16 protein-coding genes are annotated in these 18,231 nt (G+C 69.5%); 13 read left to right on the forward strand and 3 right to left on the reverse strand.

Going from position 1 to position 18,231, the window contains the following annotated elements; translation table 11 throughout:
* Positions 1 to 430 (forward strand): inositol-3-phosphate synthase (locus ACZ6SA_RS47020; protein WP_465835842.1); only part of this gene is annotated, 430 nt, incomplete at its 5' end.
* Between the two features lie 156 nt (positions 431 to 586).
* On the opposite strand, the gene idi is transcribed toward ACZ6SA_RS47020, so the two are convergent.
* Positions 587 to 1,171 carry an isopentenyl-diphosphate Delta-isomerase gene (gene idi, locus ACZ6SA_RS47025; protein ID WP_465835844.1) on the reverse strand — a complete coding sequence of 195 codons (585 nt, stop codon included), beginning with the start codon at positions 1,169 to 1,171 and terminating at the stop codon, positions 587 to 589.
* 103 nt (positions 1,172 to 1,274) lie between these two features.
* Here idi and ACZ6SA_RS47030 point away from each other — a divergent pair, with 103 nt between their 5' ends.
* Entirely contained in the window at positions 1,275 to 2,561 is a 1,287-nt protein-coding gene (locus tag ACZ6SA_RS47030) for an MFS transporter (RefSeq protein ID WP_347647518.1), read from the forward strand.
* Here ACZ6SA_RS47030 and ACZ6SA_RS47035 read toward each other — a convergent pair.
* Complete coding sequence (locus tag ACZ6SA_RS47035; RefSeq protein ID WP_465835846.1) at positions 2,541 to 4,004, reverse strand: CCA tRNA nucleotidyltransferase; 1,464 nt, start codon at positions 4,002 to 4,004, stop codon at positions 2,541 to 2,543. The two genes, ACZ6SA_RS47030 and ACZ6SA_RS47035, sit on opposite strands and share 21 nt — an antisense overlap.
* Positions 4,005 to 4,084: 80 nt before the next feature.
* Here ACZ6SA_RS47035 and ACZ6SA_RS47040 point away from each other — a divergent pair, with 80 nt between their 5' ends.
* The 8 genes from ACZ6SA_RS47040 (at position 4,085) to trxA (ending at position 13,051) form a co-directional block, all read left to right on the forward strand.
* On the forward strand, positions 4,085 to 4,609 hold the full coding sequence (locus ACZ6SA_RS47040; RefSeq protein ID WP_465835848.1) for an aminoacyl-tRNA deacylase: 525 nt from the start codon (positions 4,085 to 4,087) through the stop codon (positions 4,607 to 4,609).
* Positions 4,610 to 4,659: 50 nt separating this feature from the next.
* On the forward strand, positions 4,660 to 6,756 hold the full coding sequence (locus tag ACZ6SA_RS47045) for a DUF6049 family protein (RefSeq protein WP_465835850.1): 2,097 nt from the start codon (positions 4,660 to 4,662) through the stop codon (positions 6,754 to 6,756).
* On the forward strand, positions 6,753 to 8,360 hold the full coding sequence (murJ, locus tag ACZ6SA_RS47050) for a murein biosynthesis integral membrane protein MurJ (protein ID WP_465835852.1): 1,608 nt from the start codon (positions 6,753 to 6,755) through the stop codon (positions 8,358 to 8,360). Before ACZ6SA_RS47045 ends, murJ begins: the two co-directional genes overlap by 4 nt.
* Before the next feature lie 167 nt (positions 8,361 to 8,527).
* Positions 8,528 to 10,039 (forward strand): protein kinase family protein, encoded by a 1,512-nt coding sequence (locus tag ACZ6SA_RS47055; RefSeq protein WP_465835854.1) that lies wholly within the window; start codon positions 8,528 to 8,530, stop codon positions 10,037 to 10,039.
* Positions 10,040 to 10,054: 15 nt separating this feature from the next.
* The gene (gene sigM, locus ACZ6SA_RS47060; protein WP_347647513.1) at positions 10,055 to 10,690 is read left to right on the forward strand and encodes an RNA polymerase sigma factor SigM; all 636 of its coding nucleotides are present in this window, start codon (positions 10,055 to 10,057) and stop codon (positions 10,688 to 10,690) included.
* Positions 10,680 to 11,654, forward strand: a complete 975-nt coding sequence (locus ACZ6SA_RS47065) for an anti-sigma factor (RefSeq protein WP_347647512.1) — start codon at positions 10,680 to 10,682, stop codon at positions 11,652 to 11,654. Before sigM ends, ACZ6SA_RS47065 begins: the two co-directional genes overlap by 11 nt.
* A gap of 138 nt (positions 11,655 to 11,792) precedes the next feature.
* A complete protein-coding gene (gene trxB, locus ACZ6SA_RS47070; protein WP_465835856.1) occupies positions 11,793 to 12,725 on the forward strand; it encodes a thioredoxin-disulfide reductase in 933 nt (310 codons plus the stop codon).
* 11 nt (positions 12,726 to 12,736) lie between these two features.
* Complete coding sequence (gene trxA, locus ACZ6SA_RS47075; RefSeq protein WP_465835907.1) at positions 12,737 to 13,051, forward strand: thioredoxin; 315 nt, start codon at positions 12,737 to 12,739, stop codon at positions 13,049 to 13,051.
* Between the two features lie 109 nt (positions 13,052 to 13,160).
* Here trxA and ACZ6SA_RS47080 read toward each other — a convergent pair whose 3' ends face one another.
* Positions 13,161 to 13,778: a GNAT family N-acetyltransferase gene (locus ACZ6SA_RS47080; protein WP_465835858.1), complete on the reverse strand. Its 618-nt coding sequence runs from the start codon at positions 13,776 to 13,778 to the stop codon at positions 13,161 to 13,163.
* 154 nt (positions 13,779 to 13,932) lie between these two features.
* On the opposite strand from ACZ6SA_RS47080, the gene ACZ6SA_RS47085 reads away from it, so the two are divergent.
* The 3 genes from ACZ6SA_RS47085 to ACZ6SA_RS47095 all read left to right on the forward strand — a co-directional run bounded on the left by ACZ6SA_RS47085 (position 13,933) and on the right by ACZ6SA_RS47095 (position 17,902).
* Positions 13,933 to 15,279, forward strand: coding sequence for an aminotransferase-like domain-containing protein (locus ACZ6SA_RS47085; RefSeq protein ID WP_465835860.1), 1,347 nt, complete (start codon positions 13,933 to 13,935; stop codon positions 15,277 to 15,279).
* Between the two features lie 145 nt (positions 15,280 to 15,424).
* Positions 15,425 to 16,393 carry a D-alanine--D-alanine ligase family protein gene (locus ACZ6SA_RS47090; protein ID WP_347647508.1) on the forward strand — a complete coding sequence of 323 codons (969 nt, stop codon included), beginning with the start codon at positions 15,425 to 15,427 and terminating at the stop codon, positions 16,391 to 16,393.
* 465 nt (positions 16,394 to 16,858) lie between these two features.
* A complete protein-coding gene (locus ACZ6SA_RS47095; protein WP_465835862.1) occupies positions 16,859 to 17,902 on the forward strand; it encodes a threonine aldolase family protein in 1,044 nt (347 codons plus the stop codon).
* The last annotated feature ends 329 nt before the right edge of the window (positions 17,903 to 18,231 follow it).

Raw genomic sequence — 18,231 nt, forward strand, 5'->3', positions numbered from 1 at the left:
CTTCGGCGGCAACATGGACTTCATGAACATGCTGGAGCGCAAGCGCCTGCAGTCCAAGAAGATCTCCAAAACCCAGTCAGTCACCTCCCAAATCCCCCGCGAAATGGGCAAAAGCGACGTCCACATCGGCCCCTCCGACCACGTCCCCTGGCTCGACGACCGCAAATGGGCCTACGTCCGCCTCGAAGGCCGCTCCTTCGGCGACACCCCCCTCAACCTCGAATACAAACTCGAAGTCTGGGACTCCCCCAACTCCGCCGGCATCATCATCGACGCCGTCCGCGCCGCCAAGATCGCCCTCGACCGCGGCATCGCCGGCCCCATCCTGTCAGCGTCCTCCTACTTCATGAAGTCACCACCCGAGCAGTACTCCGACGACCAGGCCCGCGACTACGTCGAGAAATTCATCCGCGGAGAGGTCGAACGCTGACCCCCTGACCGCCCCCAGGGCGCCGCACCCCCGAGCGGGCGCGGCGCCTTCCGCATCTCAGGCAGCCCAGAGAGCGGGCCCAGAGAGCGGGCACAGAGAGCAGGCACAGAGAGCAGGCACAGAGAGCAGGCACAGAGAGCAGGCACAGAGGCGGGCTCAGAGGCGGGCGGCCGGAGGCAGCTCGCCGGCGGCGGCCGGCCGCCAGGTGAGCGGGTCGGAGCCGAGCTCCGCCAGCTGCGGCACCTGCTCCCTGCACCACGGCGAGATCGCCAGCAGGCCGTTCAGCACGCCATCTGTGAACTCCTTCCACGGCATCCACGACACCTCCCCCACCTCGTCGGGGTTGGGCACGGCGGGAGCGTCGACCGTGACCCGGAAGACCGGGCACAGCTCGTGCTCGACGATGCCGTTGGCCATGACGGCGCGGTAGGCGAAGCCGGGCAACATCAGGTCGGCGCGCTCGGCCTTCAGCCCCAGCTCGTAGGAGAGCCGGCGCATGACCGCGCGATCCAGCGGCTCGCCCGGCAGCGGGTGGCCGCAGCAGCTGTTGGTCCAGACGCCCGGCCAGGTGATCTTGTGGTCGGCCCTCCTGCTGAGCAGGACGCGGCCTTCCCGATCGAAGACGTAGCTGGAGAAGGCCAGATGGAGGGGGGTGTCGCGGGAGTGCACCGACGTCTTCGGCGCGGTGCCGAGCGCGTGGCCACTGCGATCGACCAGCACAACGTGTTCCTCAGTCGTCACGCTATGAAGCGTACGTGATCATGTGCGCTGTGCGGAACCCGGGTCACCTGCCGGACCGGCATCCGCGCGTCCCGGGCGGGGGGCACGGGGCTAGGCTGACGGAGTGTCGTTCGTCGCCGATCTCCGCGTGGTCCTACGAGGCCGGGACTTCCGGCGCCTGTTCGGGACCCGGCTGGTCTCCCAGTTCTCCGACGGGATCTTCCAGTTCGGCGTGACCGGTTTCGCCTTCTTCAGCCCCGAGAACCAGACGACCGCGCTCGAGGTGGCCGCCGGGCTGGCCGTGCTGCTGCTGCCGTACAGCGTGCTCGGGCCCTTCGTCGGCGTGTTCATCGACCGCTGGTCGCGGCGGCAGATCCTGGTCGTCGCGCCCTTCGTACGCGGTCTGCTGCTGCTCGTGGCCGCCGGGCTGATCGCCGCCGACGTGCCGGATCCGCTCTTCTACGGCGCGGCGCTGCTGGTGCTCGGCGTCAACCGGTTCTTCCTGGCCGCGCTCGGCGCCTCGCTGCCGCACGTCGTCCCCTCTGAGCGGCTGATCGCGGCCAACGCGGTCACCCCCACCTCGGGGACGGTGGCCACGTTCATCGGCGCGGGCGTCGGATTCCTGCTGCGGGAGATCTTCGGCGGCGGCGACTTCGGGGTGGCGCTGCTGCTGGCCACGTCCGGCGTGGTGTTCACGCTGAGCGCGCTGGTGGCGCGGACGATGGAGCGTCAGCTCCTCGGCCCGTGGCCCGACCCCGACCGGCCGCAGGCGCGCCAGGAGCTGCGCAACGTCGTCACCGGCCTGGCCGACGGCGCCAAGCACCTGCTGCGGCACCGGGTGGCCGCCGCGACGCTCGGCGCGATGGCCACGCACCGGTTCCTGTTCGGCATGTCCACCGCGCTCGGCATCATCCTCTACCGCTACTACTTCGCCGACGGCGACGCCGAGACCGCGCTGCGCGGGGTCAGCCTGGTCGTGGTCGGCGCCGGACTCGGCACCGCCCTGGCCGTGATCGTCACCCCGTACGCGACCGAGTGGTTCGGGATCGAGCGGTGGGTGCAGATCGCGATGGCCGGAGCCGGGGTGCTGACGGCGGTGCTCGTCCTGCCGTTCCAGGAGTGGGGGCTGCCGGTGGCCGGGTTCGTGCTGGGCCTGGCCGGGCAGAGCGTCAAGATCTGCGCCGACACGACGGTCCAGCGCGACGTCGAGGACATCTACCGAGGCCGCGCGTTCTCCATCTACGACATGCTCTTCAACGGCATGTACGTGCTCGCCGCCGCCCTGTCGGCGGTGATCCTGCCTCCCGACGGCAAGTCGTACGCCGCCGTGCTGATCATCTCGGTCGGCTATCCCGCGGCGGCGCTCGCCTACCGGATGATCACCACCACGTCACGTGCCGAGGTCGTTTGACCTGGCCCACTCCAGCAGCGCCTCGGTGGCCGCCTCCTTGCCGATCATGCCCTTGTCGAGCCTGAGGTCGAGCAGGAACTTGTACGCCCGCCCCACGACCGGCCCTGGCCCCACCCCGAGCACGCGCTGGATCTCGTTGCCGTCGAGCTCGGGCCGGATCTTGGCCAGCTCCTCCTCCTCGGCGAGCCTGGAGATGCGCTCCTCGAGGTGGTCGTACGTCCGCGACAGCGCCGCGGCCTTGCGCTTGTTGCGGGTCGTGCAGTCGGCCCTGGTCAGCTTGTGCAGCCGGTCGAGCAGGTGGCCGGCGTCGCGCACGTAGCGCCGCACGGCGCTGTCGGTCCACTCGCCCGTGCCGTAGCCGTGGAAGCGCAGGTGCAGCTCGACCAGCCGGGAGACGTCGGACACGACGTCCTTCGGGAACTTCAGCTCGGTCATCCGCTTCTTCGTCATCTGGGCCCCGACCACCTCGTGGTGGTGGAACGACACCCGCCCGCCCGGCTCGTGGCGGCGCGTCTTCGGCTTGCCGACGTCGTGCATGAGCGCCGCCCAGCGCAGGATCCGGTCGGGCTTGCCGTCCTCCTCCTGCGCGATGGCCTGGTCGAGCACCGTCAGCGTGTGCTCGTAGACGTCCTTGTGCCGGTGGTGCTCGTCGATCTCGAGGCGCAGCTTGGGCAGCTCGGGCAGCACGTAGGCCGCCAGCCCCGTCTGGACCAGCAGCCGCAGCCCTTCGCGCGGGTGGGCGCCGCAGAGGAGCTTGTCGAGCTCGTCGCGGATGCGCTCGGCCGAGACGATCTGGATGCGCTCGGCCATCGAGGACATCGCCGCGAGGGCCTCGTCGTCCACCTCGAACCCGAGCTGCGAGGCGAACCTGGCCGCCCGCAACATGCGCAGCGGGTCGTCGCCGAAGGACCGCTCGGGAGGCCCCGGCGTGCGCAGCACCTTGGCGCGCAGGTCGCGCAGCCCGCCGTACGGGTCGGCGAACTCGTGCCCGGGCAGCCGCACCGCCATCGCGTTGACCGCGAAGTCGCGCCGCTCCAGGTCGGCCTCCAGCGTCTCGCCGTACATGACCTCGGGTTTGCGCGACTTCGGGTCGTACGACTCGCTGCGGTAGGTCGTGACCTCGATGAGCGAGGCGCCCTTGCGCAGGCCGACGGTGCCGAAGTCGATGCCGATCGTCCACACGGAGTCGGCCCAGGGTTTGACGAGCTCCAGCACCCGCTCGGGGTGCGCGTCGGTCGTCAGGTCGAGGTCGTTGCCGATGCGGCCGAGGAGGAGATCACGTACGGGCCCGCCGACCAGAGCGAGCTCGTGGCCGTGCGCGGCGAACAGGCGGCCGAGCTCGTCGGCCGCCGGCGCGATCTTGCGGAACAGGCCGTGCATGGCCTGCCGCTGGCTTTCGGTCAGAGTTGAGTCGGACAAACTCAGTGGGTCCTTCCGGAACATATCCCCCGAGCCACACCAGGTCCGGGTTACCTTCGGTCATGGGACCGTCGGGGGCCATGGAACGAGGTAAGGAGGACTATATGAAGGACGCCCTCGCGATCCACCGCTGGCTCCTCGCACACCAGGTCCATCATGAGATCGTACGCCTTCCGCGTCCCATGACATCCGCGGAAGAGCTGCCGAGGACGGTCTCCGCGGCACCCGAGAGGTGCCTGATGGTCACCGTGTTCGACGTGGCCACCAGGGTCGGCCGCGAGGTCGTCGTCGCGGTGACCTCCCCCGTCGCCCTGCCGCCCGGCCCTGGAGCCGTCGGCGGTCTGCTCGCGGCGCGCCAGGTGCGCTACGCCCCGGCCCACGTGGTCAACGCGGCCACCGACTACGCCGACGGGCTGGTGTGCCCGCTGCTGCTGCCGGAGTCGCTGCCCGTCTTCATCGACGACCGGCTGCGCGTGGACGAAGGGCCGGTCTTCATGCCCATCGGCGAACGCCACACCGCGCTCTCCTTGCGCGCCGTCGACCTGCTGACACTCCTGCCGGGAAAGCTGGCCGACCTACGGGGCACACGCCTGAGAGGATCACGTGGGGCGGTCGCGCGGCGGCACTGAACCCGTACCATTGCGGGCGTGCGTCGTCGTACTCCAGCTCGGGCATCCGCGTGATCCGTAAGGCCACGCTGCTCGCCGTGCTCTCCGCCGCGTTGCTCGCCCCCCTGGTGGCCGCGACGCCGGGCGGGGCTGCCACCAGCGCGAGCAGGCAGACCGTCACCGTGTCGCTCGCGTCGATCACGCCTGACGTGCCCACCTCGCAGACCGACGAGATCACGTTCACCGGCACGGTCCGCAACGACACCGGCGCGCCCACGCCGGCCCAGCGCGTACGCCTGCGCTACACGCCGCAGAGGTTCACCGACCGGGCCTCCATGGCCACCTACGCGGCCGACCAGAACACCGCGACGCTCCCGGCCAACGTCTCGAGCTCCTCGGCGACGGACATCCCGCCGCTCGCCGCCGGTGAGGAGGCGCGCTGGGAGTTCACCGCGACGCCGGTGCAGCTCGGCTACCGCTCGTTCGGGGTCTATCCGATCGCCGTCGACGTGGCCCAGTACGGCGTTCCTGTCTACGCGCAGCGCACTTTCCTCACCTACGCGCCGCCCACCGTGCCCAAGCCGCCGCGCAACAAGCTGGCCATCGCCCTGCCGGTCATCGACCAGCCGCACCGGGCGACCGACGCGTCGCGGTTCGTGGACGACAAGCTGAGCCAGGCGATCACCGGCAAGGGCCGGCTGGCCGACCTGGCCCGCATCGCGCAGGTCGCGCCCAAGACCGTCAGCTGGTTCGTCGACCCGGCGTTGCTCGACGACGTCAACATGATGAAGGGCGGCTACACGGTCAAGACGAAGGACGGCGACGAGCAGCGGCCGGCCAGCGCCGAGGCCGGCACGTGGCTGACGACCATGCGCACCTCGCTGGCCTCCTCTCCCGTGGTCGCGGTCCCCTACGCCGACCCTGACGTGACGGGGCTGGCCCACCGCGGCCTCGACGTGCAGCCCAACAGGGCCATCCAGCTGGCCGGGCAGAAAGCCAGAGAGCTGCTGGGCCGCGAGGTGAAGACCAACGTCAACTGGCCGCCGTCGGGCCGGCTCGACCCGGACGCGCTCGACCTGCTCTCGGTCGCCGAGGCCAAGGTCGACCGGGTGCTGCTCGACGCCGGCAACCTGCCGCCGCAGCCGCCCGTCGCCTTCACTCCCGACGCCGCGTCCACTCTCGACTCGGTCAACGGCCCCGTCACCGCGCTGGTCGCCGACCCCCAGCTGAGCGCCCTGTTCGAGCCCAAAGGCGCCACGAGCACGCTGCTGAGCACGCAGCGCTTCATCGCCGAGACCGCGATGATCTCCGCCGAACAGGGGCAGGCCGCGCCCAGGTCGCTGGTCATCGCCCCGTCCCGGCGCTGGGACCCCAATCCGGCGCTCGTCTCCGCCCTGATGAAGACCGCGGGCCGCCTGCCGTGGCTGCAGATGACGGCACTCGAGTCGATCAAGCCGGGCAAGGCGTCGGTGCCGCGCGCCGGGCTGACCTACACCGACGCCGACCGCAAGGACGAGCTGAGCGGCAAATACCTCAAGCGGGTCAAGGAGACCTGGGCGGAGGCGCAGCTGACCGCCGAGATCACGACGACCACGACGCAGTCGAGCTTCGACGCGGCCGTGCTCAGGCTCTCCTCCTCGGCCTGGCGCGCCAGCTCGCGGACGGGCCGCGCGCTGACCAAGGTGGTGAGCGCGGAGGTCGAGGACCGCCTGGAGAAGGTCGCGATCACCGGGGCCGGCCCTGACAGGCCGCGCACGCTGGCCGGCAGCAACGGCGTGGTGCCCATCAGCGTGAAGAACTCCACGGGCGCCCCCATCGCCCTCTACATCGACGTCCAGTCCAACAACCGCAAGCTGCTGCAGGTGAAGGATCAGGACGAGCTGCTCAACATCGGCGTCGGGCAGAGCGGCACGGTGCAGGTGCCGATGAGCGCCACCAGCAACGGTGACGCGACGGTCACCGTGCAGCTCAAGACCACCGACGGCAAGGCGTACGGCGAGCCGGTGCGGCTGACCATCCGCACCACGGGCTACACGGGCATCGCCTCGGTGATCGTCGGAGCCGCTCTCACCGTTATGCTCGCCGCCGTGGTGACGCGGGTGCTGCGGCGACGGTCGGAACGCAAGCTCGCCAGGGCCGCCAAGAACCGGGAGGTGAGCACGGCATGAGCCGCATGCTGCGGGCCAGCGCGATCATGGCGGCGGGCACGATGGTGTCCAGGGTGACGGGTTTCGTCAGGACCATGGTGCTGGCGTACGCCATCGGCACGGCTCTGCTCGGCGACGCCTACAACGCGGCCTACGCGATCCCGTACAGCATTCTCGACCTGCTGCTGCTGGGCGTGCTGAGCAGCGTCGTGGTGCCGATGATCGTCCGGGCGCAGCAGCACGACGCCGACGGCGGGCGGGCCTACGAGCAGCGCCTGCTGACGCTCGCCACGCTGGCGCTGGCCGTCATCGCGGTCGCCGCCGCTCTCGCCGCGCCGCTGCTCATCGACCTCTACACGGTGTGGGCACCGGACAGCCGGGAGTTCGAGGTCGCGGTCATGCTGGCCCGCTTCATCCTGCCGCAGCTGGCCTTCTTCGGCATGGGCGCGGTGGCGGGCGCCATCCTCAACACCCGCGACCGCTTCGCCGCGCCCATGTGGGCGCCGGTGCTCAACAACGTCGTCGTCATCTGCGCGTTCCTTCTCTTCGCCCTGGTCAGCACCGCGAAGGGCGACATCGCCAAGGTCACCGACGGTGATCTCGTCCTGCTGGGCCTCGGCACCACGGCCGGCATCGTGGCGCAGGCCTCCGTGTTGATCGTGGCGCTCAAGCGCGCCGGGTTCTCCTTCAAGCCCCGCCTCGACCTGCGTAACGCCCGGCTGGGTGAGATGGCCAAGGCCGGCGTCTGGACGATCGGCTACACCGTCGTCACCCAGCTCGGCTTCGTGCTGACCACCAACCTTGCCAGCGCCGCGGGCTCCGTGGTGGAGGGGCACGGCATCAGCCCGTACACCCTGGCGTTCCAGCTCTTCCAGCTGCCCTACGGCGTCATCGGCGTCTCGGTGATCACGGCCATGCTGCCGCGCATGAGCAGGGCCGTCAGCGACGGGCGGTTCGACGACGTCCGCTCCGAGTTCGGGTCGAGCGTACGCCTCATCTGCTCGTTGATGGTGCCGGTGTCGCTGCTGCTCATGGTGCTCGGCCCGGCGATCACCGTGCCGATCTACGGCCACGGCGCCAACAGCGTCGCCGACGCCGTCTACATCGGCAACGTGCTGCAGGTCTACGGGCTGGCGCTGGTGCCGTTCGCGCTCTTCCAACTGCTGCTCCGGGTCTTCTACAGCTTCGGCGACACCCGCACGCCGGTGTTCGTCGGCGCGGGCACGACGGCGGTCAACGCCCTGCTCATGTGGCTTTTCTTCACGCTGCTGCCGGCGCGCTACGCCGTGATGGGGCTGGCTCTCGCGTACGCGGTCGCGTACGCGCTGGGCGCCCTGACGGCGTGGTGGCTGGCCGGCCGCCGGGTCCAGGGGCTGGGCGGATGGAGCATCGGCATGGCGCTGACGAGGATGTATCTCGCCGCTCTGCCCACCGCCGTGCTGGCACTCGGGGCGGTCTGGGTGGTCACGGGGGTCTTCGACGGGCTAGGGTTCGTCAATTCGCTGATCGTTCTGGCCGTCGGTGGCGGCCTTGGATTGATCCTCTATCTCGGCGTTGCGCACAGAATGCGCATCCCGGAGGTCAACTCCATCGTTGGGATGGTCGCGGGGCGGGTAGGTCGGTAAAGAACGCGGGCGGAATCTACTCGGCACTACCATGGAGCCCGACACGCGGCGAATGGAAGCAGGAGGGGCGTGGGCGGATCCACCCGGCATAGCGTGCCTTCGTGGTACACGACCACGCAGGTGAGTCGAGTCATGAGCACGCCCGATCGGCCCAGCGGAGTGAGCCAGTGAGCACGTCGGCCGTCGAACCCGGCACCCGCCTCGCCGAGCGCTTCCGGCTCGAGGACCGCGTCAGCGAGTCCGACGGCGCCACCCTGTGGAAGGCCATCGACGAGATCCTCGCCCGGCCCGTGGCGGTCCACACCTTCGCCCCCGGCTTCCCCCGGGTCCACGAGGTCGTCACGGCCGCCCGGTCGGCGAGCCGGCTCACCGACCCGCGCCTGACCCAGGTGTTCGACGCGGCGGAGGACGAGAAGGCCTCCTACGTCGTCAGCGAGTGGGTCACCGGCGAGAGCCTGACCGACCTGCTGGCCTCGGGGCCGCTGGAGCCGGAGCGCGCGGCGGGGCTGGTCGCCGAGGCGGCCGAGGCGCTCGCGCACGCCCACGAGGCGCAGCTCTACCACCTGTGCCTGCGCCCGTCCCACCTGGTGTGGACGACCGGCAACACGGTCAAGGTGCTCGGCGTGGCCGTCGACGCGGCGATGTACGGACTCACCACCGACCAGCCGGCGCTCGACGACGCCGAGGGCCTCGGCCGGTTGCTCTACGCGGGGCTGACCGGCCACTGGCCCGGCGACGAGGAAGAGGGCGGCCTGCCCGCGGCGCCGATGACCGACGGCCACTTCTGCACGCCTCGGCAGGTCACCGCGGGCGTGCCCGGCTATCTCGACGCGGTGACCGTGCGGGCGTGCCTGCCCGAGGCGCGCAGGGGCCAGGGCGCGCTGGCCACTCCGGCCGAGGTGGCCGATGCGCTGGCCGACGTCGCCAGGCCGATGCCGATCCCGATCTCCTATCCTTCGACTCCCGCGGTGGCATCCGCCTCCCACACCGAGGGTCTCGACATCGCCCACCGCCAGAAGCTGGCCGTCCCGCCGCCGCAGGCCCTGCCGCACCGCGTGCCCAAGGGCGAGGGCAGCATGGTCAACCGGGTGCTGATGACGCTGGTGGTGCTGCTCGTCATCGCCGCCGTCGGCGTGGGCGCGTGGACGATCGGCAGGAGCCTGGGCAGCCCCACCAATCCTGAGGCGCAGCAGACCGTGCCCAGCACGTCGGCGTCGGCGTCCGCAGAGGCTCAGGCCGTCAAGCCCGAGAGCGCCAAGGGCTTCGACCCGCTCGGCGACAGTGACGAGAAGTCCGACATCGCGAAGCTGGCCATCGACGGCAAGCCCAGCACGTTGTGGAAGACCGAGGCCTACACCAGCGCCGACCTGGGCCGGCTGAAGGATGGCGTCGGCCTGCTGCTCGACATGGGCAAGTCCATACAGATCAGCGACGTGGTGGCCACGCTGGGCGACGCGTCGGGCGCGAACGTGGAACTCAAGGTGGGCGACTCCGCCGATCTCGACGCGATGAAGACGGTGGCGACCAAGAAGAACGCAGCAGGTAAAACCACCCTCACCCCCGAAGAACCGGCAAGCGGTCAGTACGTTTTGATCTGGTTTACGCGCGTTCCGGCAGATGCGGGCAAGTTTCATGGCACCATCTATGAAGTAGTGGTGCACTCTCCCGGATCGGCATAATCAGGAAACTCTCTTGTGAACTCCCCACCCGAGACACCCTCAGCAGCGGAGCGGCCGGCGGTCACAGACGCCGAGCTGCTGTCTGCCCATATCAACGGGGACCCTCACGCCTTCAGCGAAATCGTCAAAAGGCACCGCGACCGCATGTGGGCGGTCGCCCTGCGTACGCTCGGTGACCCTGACGAGGCCGCCGACGCCGTGCAGGACGCCTTCGTCTCCGCATACCGCAAGGCCGCCACGTTTCGCGGCGAGGCGGCCGTTACCACCTGGCTGCACCGCATCGTGGTCAACGCCTGTCTCGACCGGATGCGTCGCAAGTCCGTCAGGCCTGTCGCCGACGACGAGCTGATCGAGGCCGCGGAGCGCGAGACCCCCCTGCCCGACCAGACCGTGGAGCGTGAGGTCTCCATGGAGGTCTCCGCCGCACTCAAACTCCTGCCCGGCGATCAGCGGGCGGCTCTCGTCCTCGTCGACATGATGGGCTATTCGGTAGAAGACGCAGCTCAGGTGCTCCAGGTGCCGAGCGGCACGGTGAAGAGCCGGTGCGCCAGGGGACGCGCGAAACTTGCCCCGATTCTTTCGCATCTGCGGAACCGAACGGACGGCAATCGCGTCTCATCCGCGAAGGGAGCAGAACTTCGTGACGGGTGATACGCACTACGATCTGGACATCCTGGCCGAGCTGGCCGAGGGTCTCCTAGACGTCGACACGGCACGCCAGGTCCGCGGGCATCTCGCGGTCTGCGACCCCTGCGGGGAGCTACTGGCAGACCTGGCGACGGTTCGCGAGGTGCTCGCGGCGACCCCCACACCGGCCATGCCGATGGGCGTCGCACTGCGCATCGACAAGGCTCTGGCCGCCGAGGCGGAGTCCCGGAAGGGCGGAGGCGTCGGCCTCGCGAACGCACCCGACTGGGACGAGCTCATGCGGGACGCCCCGTGGGAGCGCGCAGCCGAGGTGCCGGAGCCCGCACGCTTCGGCAGGCCCGCGGTTCCTGAGCCGGTGTCGACCGATGGCCCAGGAGAGGAAGTCGCCGAGCCGGTGCGCCTCGGGGTGGTCGCCGACGACGGCACCATCGTCCCGGCCAGGCGCACGCGCGCACGACGACGCGGCTGGGCGTTGCCCGCGGTCGCGGCAGCGGCGGCGGCCGTCGTGGTCGGCACGGCGGTGGCCTCCACCAACCTGCTGGCGAGCGGTGGCGGCAACCAGGGCGAAGCCGTCGCCCCACCGGTGGCGCTGCCCACGCAGTCGAAGCCGGTCTCGACACCCTCGCAGGCGGAGCGCGCTCCGCAGCGGGCGAAGTCGTACGCGCTGACCGACAGCCAGCACAACTACAGCGACCACGAGCTGCGGCAGCCGCTCGAAGGCGTCTTCGGACCAGCGCCCATCGTCGGCGGCGGCACGTCCGACGCCGCGAGCGTCGACAAGTGCGTGAGCAGGGTGGCCAACCGGTCGAAGCTGCCGACGTACGCGGTCGACCAGGGGCAGTACAACGGCCAGGAGGCCCTGGTGATCGCCTCGTGGAAGGACAAGGCCGCGCAGAGGCTGCGCATCGACATCGTCGACCCGTTCAACTGCAAGAACCTGCGCAAGCCCGCGCTGGGCCGCTGGTAGGCGAAACCCCACGTCAGAGCCCGCTCCGGCGGGCTCTTTCGTTTTGGGTGGGTGTTGAGGGCAGGGTGGGGAATCATGGCGGCCTAGGATCTGTTGACGCCGATGGCATCAGCACACCAGGAAGGCAGGCGTGAAGCGTTGAGCGACGTGCGTAACGTGATCATCATTGGATCCGGCCCAGCCGGCTACACCGCGGCCGTCTACTCCGCTCGTGCCGAGCTCAAGCCGCTGATCTTCGAGGGCTCCGTCACGGCGGGCGGCGCGCTCATGAACACCACCGACGTGGAGAACTTCCCCGGTTTCCCCGACGGCATCATGGGTCCCGACCTGATGGACAACCTGCGCAAGCAGGCCGAGCGCTTCGGGGCGGAGCTGGTCGCCGACGACGTCGTCGAGGTCGACCTCCAGGCCAACCCCAAGGTCGTCAAGACCCACACCGACACCTACTACGCCAAGTCCGTCATCCTGGCGATGGGGTCCGGCTACCGCGAGCTCGGCCTGGCGAACGAGAAGCGCCTGTCCGGGCACGGCGTGTCCTGGTGCGCCACCTGTGACGGCTTCTTCTTCCGCAACAAGGACATCGTGGTCGTCGGCGGCGGCGACACCGCGATGGAGGAGGCCACGTTCCTGACCAGGTTCGGCCGCATGGTGACGGTGGTCCACCGGCGTGACACGCTGCGGGCCAGCAAGATCATGCAGGACCGCGCGTTCGCGAACGACAAGATCCGGTTCGTCTGGGACTCCGAGGTCGTCGACGTGATCGGCGACACCAAGGTCGAGGCGGTCAAGCTGCACAACCTCAAGACCGGCGAGGAATGCGAGCTGGCCACCGACGCGTTGTTCCTGGCCATCGGCCACGACCCGCGCACCGAGCTGGTCAAGGGGCAGATCGACCTCGACGAGAACGGCTACATCAAGGTCGCCTCCCCCAGCACCGCCACCAACATCGAGGGCGTCTTCGCCGCAGGAGACGTCGTGGACCACACCTACCGCCAGGCCATCACCGCCGCCGGCACCGGCTGCGCGGCCTCGCTCGACTCCGAGCGCTGGCTGGCCACCATCGAGAAGTGAAGGAGCGCACCGTGAAGGCTGTCACCGACGCCACCTTTGACACCGAGGTCCTCAAGAGCGACAAGCCCGTCCTGGTCGATTTCTGGGCCGAATGGTGCGGTCCGTGCCGCCAGGTTTCGCCCATCCTCCAGGAGATCGCCAAGGAGCACGGCGACAAACTGGAGATCGTCAAGCTCAACATCGACGACAATCCTGAGGTTCCGCGCCAGTACGGCGTACTCCAGATCCCCACGCTGAACGTCTACAAGGGTGGAGAGGTCGTGAAGCAGATCATCGGCGCCAAGCCGAAGGCCATGCTGCTGCGCGAGCTCGAGGGCATCATCTAGCGCCCTGCGGCGCTGGTAGTTCGCCCGTCGTAGCGCGCTTCGCCCGGCAGAGCCCCCGTCCCTCGCGGCGGGGGCTTTCGCATGGGCGCACGAAGGGGCTGAGATGCCGTCAGACGGGACGTAGGGCGCGTTCCGGACTCATGGAGCCGAGCAGCCGTTCCAGCGCCACCTCGACGTCCTCGCGCCACGAAACGGCGGTCTTGAGTTCCAGTCGGAGCCGCGGAAATCTCAAATGCGGACGAACTGTCTTAAATCCAACAGAAAGCAAGTATTCCGCAGGAACTATGCAACTAGGCTCTTCCCACTTGAGGTCGCCAAAAGCTTCTATGGCTTTCACCCCGCGCCTGGTCAGATCTTTGGCGACTCCCTGGACCAGCATCCGGCCCAGCCCGCCGCCCGAGAACTCGGGAATGATGTGGGCCGACATCAGCAGCACCGCGTCAGCGCTGACCGGCGAGGTGGGAAAGGCGAGCGAACGCGGGCTGTAGAGCGGCGGGCTGTAGAGCACGAAGCCCGCGGGCACCCCGTCGACATAGACGATCTTCCCGCAGCTCCCCCATTCCAGGAGCGTGCCGGAGATCCAGGCCTCCTTCTCCAGCCCGGAGTCGCCCGCATCCACCGCGCGCTCACCGTTGACGGGATCGAGCTCCCAGAACACGCACCGCCGGCAGCGCCTCGGCAGATCGTCAAGATTGTCCAGGGTTATGTTGACCACCCGGCGCGACAACTACCGCCCCTATCGTTGACCCGGAAAAGCGCGCGAAAACCGCGTCCACAGGTGGCATCGTAGCCCAGTGAAGATGCCACCAGCCGACACCACGACGGTCAGCCCTGTCACGGGCGACATGTCCGTCTAGCGTAATCTGGTATTTCAGTCCGATATGACACCTAGGAGGTGGGCCGTGACAGCAGAGCGGGATCACGGTCAGGCACCCGCGACTCACGGGTCGCGCATCGACGCGTACGTCGATCGGTACGCCGCACGAGCTACCGGGATGGTCGCCTCCGAGATCCGAGCTCTCTTCGCCGTCGCGTCGAGGCCCGAGGTGGTCTCGCTGGCCGGCGGCATGCCGTACGTCACGGCGCTCCCCCTCGACATGGTCGGCGAGCTGGTCTCCGACCTGGTCACCAAGCGCGGCCCCGTCGCGCTGCAGTACGGTTCCGGCCAGGGTGACCCGCACCTGCGCGAGCAGATCTGCGAGGTCATGCGGCTGGAGGGGATCCACGCCGGGCCGAACGACGTGGTCGTCACCGTCGGTTCGCAGCAGGCCCTCGACCTGATCACCCGGATCTTCATCGACCCCGGCGACGTGGTGCTCGCCGAGGGACCCTCGTACGTGGGGGCTTTGGGGACGTTCGCCGCCTACCAGGCCAAAGTGGTTCACATCGCCATGGACGATCAGGGCATCGTGCCCGAATCCCTGGCCCAGACCATCTACGCCCTCGAGACCGCGGGCGCGCCCATCAAGTTCCTCTACACGATCCCGACCTTCCAGAACCCGGCCGGCGTGACCCTCAACATCGCCCGCCGCCAGCAGGTGCTCGACATCTGCCAGCGGGCCGGGGTCCTCGTCATCGAGGACAACCCGTACGGGCTGCTCGGCTTCGACGGCGAGCCCATGCGCGCCCTGCGAGCCGACAACCCGGACGGCGTCGTCTACCTCGGGTCCTTCTCCAAGACCCTCGCCCCCGGCTTCCGCGTCGGCTGGGCGCTCGCCCCGCACGCCATCCGCGACAAGCTCGTGCTCGCCATGGAATCGGCCGTGCTGTCCCACTCCTCGTTCACCCAGCTGGCCGTCGGCCAATACCTCGCCACGCAGCCATGGCGCGAGCAGATCAAGACGTTCAAGGAGCTCTACCGCGAGCGCCGCGACGCCCTCCTCGACGCGCTCGACGCCCTGATGCCGCCCGAGGTCACCTGGACCCGCCCCGCCGGCGGGTTCTTCGTCTGGGCCACCCTGCCCGAAGGGCTCGACTCGAAGGCCATCCTGCCCCGGGCCGTGGCCGAGCGGGTCGCGTTCGTACCAGGCACCGGGTTCTTCTCCGACGGCAGCGGGGCACGGCACATGCGCCTGTCGTTCTGCTTCCCCGAGCCCGACCGCATCCGTGAAGGGGTGCGCCGGCTCGCCGGGGTGATCGAGCAGGAGATGCAGCTGCGCGACACGTTCGGCACCTCGTCGGCCCGCGAACACGTCGGCGTGGACACGCCCGGGCCCGACCTGGCCTGAACGTCACGAAAAGGGCCGGCGCCGGGTGACGCCGGCCCTTTTCGTTTCTCCACCCGGCCAGGCGCGCGGACGAAGCCCCTGCCGTACACCATCCACCCCCGACGCCGGTACGGTTGGACAGCGTGCGATCAGCGGAGGAGTTGTGATGAGCGATCTGGGCCACGTGCTCGTGCTGGCCGGAGGCCTCTCCTATGAGCGAGAGGTGTCTCTGCGGTCCGGTCGCCGAGTCAGCGAGGTGCTGCGCGCGGCGGGCGTCGACGTCGAAGCCCGCGACACCGACGCGTCCCTCGTGCCCTCGATCCTCGCCGACCCGCCGGATGCCGTGTTCGTCACCCTGCACGGCGGCGCGGGCGAGGACGGCGCCATCCGCTCCGTCCTGGAACTGCTCAACGTCCCCTACGTGGGCGCCGACCCCGACGCCTGCCGGGTGGCCTTCGACAAACCCACCGCCAAGGCCGTCGTACGCTCCGTCGGCCTGCACACCCCCGAGTCCGTCACGCTGCCGAAGGAGACTTTCCACGACCTCGGCGCCACCGTCGTGCTCGGCCGCATCGTGGAGCGGCTCGGCCTGCCCCTCTTCGTCAAGCCCGCCCGCGGCGGCTCGGCGCTCGGCGCCTCCATCGTCCGCACCGCGGAAGAGCTCCCCGCCGCCATGGTCGGCTGCTTCGCCTACGGCGACACGGCACTGATCGAGCGGTACGTCGAGGGCGTGGAGGTGGCCGTCTCCGTCGTCGACCTCGGCAACGGCCCTGAGGCCCTGCCCGCCGTGGAGATCGTCCCCGATGAAGGGGTCTACGACTACGCGGCCCGCTACACGGCCGGCCACACTGAGTTCTTCGCCCCCGCCCGCCTCTCCCCCGAGGCCGCCGCGGCGTGCGCGGAGACGGCGGTGACCGCTCACACGGCACTCGGCCTGCGCGACATCTCCCGTACGGACCTGATCGTCGACGCGGCGGGCGTCCCCCATTTCCTCGAGGTCAACGTGGCGCCGGGGATGACGGAGACTTCCCTCCTGCCCATGGCCGCCGAAGCGGCCGGCCAGGACCTGGGCGACCTCTGCCGCGCCCTCCTCCAGAACGCCGCTGCCCGCTTCCGTCCCGAAAACCCCCTCTAGGAGCGCGGCCCCGCAACGCCTTGGGGCCAAGGCACGTTCGTGCCCACCCAAGGCACGGACCCGCGCTCCCTTCGGGCCCGGACCGTTCCCCAGGCCCAACGCGGGCACGGACCCCGTGCCTGGAGTTCGGCCCACGCCCGCGCATGGTGTCCGTCCCAGAGCTCAACCCCCACGAAGACGCGCTCCCGCCCTTATTCCCTACGCGGACCTGTTCCCGTACCTAGAGTCCGGCCCGGAACCTGAAACGTACCGACGGCACCGGCGTCGCCACTTCCCGATCTCGCTTCCACCCACAACGGCGCCGCCACTGCGATCCGCCGAGCCACGGCAGCGCCGCCAGCCCGTTCGCCACCGGCATGCGGCAGGCAGGAGAACCCGTCGGCAACCGGCCCGTGACGGCTTGCCGGGCGCCCGTCTCCCCTGCCCCGAGGTGGTCCGCGTCGGTTGTGAAAGTAGCCTTGCGGTGTGCTGATCGATTCCACGTACCCCAAGAGCTTCGCCAGCGACAACCACGCGGGCGTGCACCCGGACATCCTGGCGGCCATGGCCGCCGCGAACGACGGAGACGCGCCCGCCTACGGCGGCGACCGCTGGACCGCGGCCTTCGAAGAGGGGATCAAGGAGGTGTTCGGACCGGGCGCGGAAGGCTTCGCGGTGCTCAACGGAGCAGGCGCCAACATGGTCGGCCTCGCCCTGATGCTCGGCCGCTACGACGCCGTTCTCTGCGCCGACAGCGCCCACATCGCCACCCACGAAGCAGGGGCAGCTGAGCGGCTGCTCGGCGTGAAGTTGATGACGATCCCCACCGCGCAGGGCAAGCTCCAACCCGACGACATCAAGGCTCGCCTGGGCGGTGTCGGCAACCACCACGAATCCCAGCCCGCCGTCGTCTCCATCTCCCAGTGCACGGAACTCGGCACCACCTACTCCGCCGAAGAGATCGCCGCCCTCGCGGAGACGGCACACGAGGCCGGGCTCCGCCTTCACGTGGACGGCGCACGGCTCGCCAACGCCGCCGCCTTCCTGGACTGCGAACTGAGAGCCATCACCACCGACGTGGGAGTGGACGTCTTCAGCTTCGGCGGCACCAAGAACGGTGCGCTGGCCGCCGAAGCCGTGGTGGTGCTCGACTCCGGGCTGACCCAGGCCGTGCCTTTCCTGCGCCGCCAGTCGCTCCAGCTCGCCTCGAAGATGCGCTTCATCTCGGCCCAACTGTCGGCGCTCCTGACGGATGACCTGTGGCGGCAGAACGCTGATCACGCCAACCGGATGGCGACGCGACTGGCGGACGGCCTGGAGGGCATCGCCGGCGTGTCGCTGGCCTATCCCGTGCAGTCCAACGCCGTCTTCGCAGCCTTGCCGCCGACGGTGGCCACGACACTCCTGCAGCGTTACCGGTTCCACTACTGGGACGAGGCCACCGGCGTCGTCCGCTGGATGACCGCCTTCGACACGACTCCCGACCACGTCGACGACTTCCTCGACGACATCCGCAAGGCCGCCATGTGACTCCCCGCGTGTTTCACGTGAAACACGCGGGGAGGATGCCCGCCAGAGTTCCTGGCACATCCATCGAGACCGTTGTTTCACGTGAAACACCGCAGCACGCGTCTAGCTCCTCGCTTCCACGAGGTCCGCCCGGGCGATCCTTCTCCGCAGCGGGCTCTCAAGCGCCGCCTCTCGCGCTGGCGCATCGTCGTGGGGGTGTACTTCGGTCACTCAGTTGGATCCGCCTCTGCGCAGTCGTCGAGTGCCGCGAACGTCGCTCCCGCGCGGCGGGCACGGCGACTGCCAACCGCCGCACGCACCGAACCGTCGAGACCAACGCCCTTCCCCCG

It is taken from the genome of Nonomuraea sp. NPDC049378 (assembly GCF_055586745.1).

Excerpts from the sequence above, each read along its gene's own strand:
- ACZ6SA_RS47085 (WP_465835860.1), top strand. The coding sequence starts at position 13,933 with ATGACACCTAGGAGGTGGGCCGTGACAGCAGAGCGGGATCACGGTCAG.
- ACZ6SA_RS47090 (WP_347647508.1), top strand. The coding sequence starts at position 15,425 with ATGAGCGATCTGGGCCACGTGCTCGTGCTGGCCGGAGGCCTCTCCTAT.
- murJ (WP_465835852.1), top strand. The coding sequence starts at position 6,753 with ATGAGCCGCATGCTGCGGGCCAGCGCGATCATGGCGGCGGGCACGATG.
- ACZ6SA_RS47040 (WP_465835848.1), top strand. The coding sequence starts at position 4,085 with ATGAAGGACGCCCTCGCGATCCACCGCTGGCTCCTCGCACACCAGGTC.
- ACZ6SA_RS47035 (WP_465835846.1), bottom strand. The coding sequence starts at position 4,004 with ATGTTCCGGAAGGACCCACTGAGTTTGTCCGACTCAACTCTGACCGAA.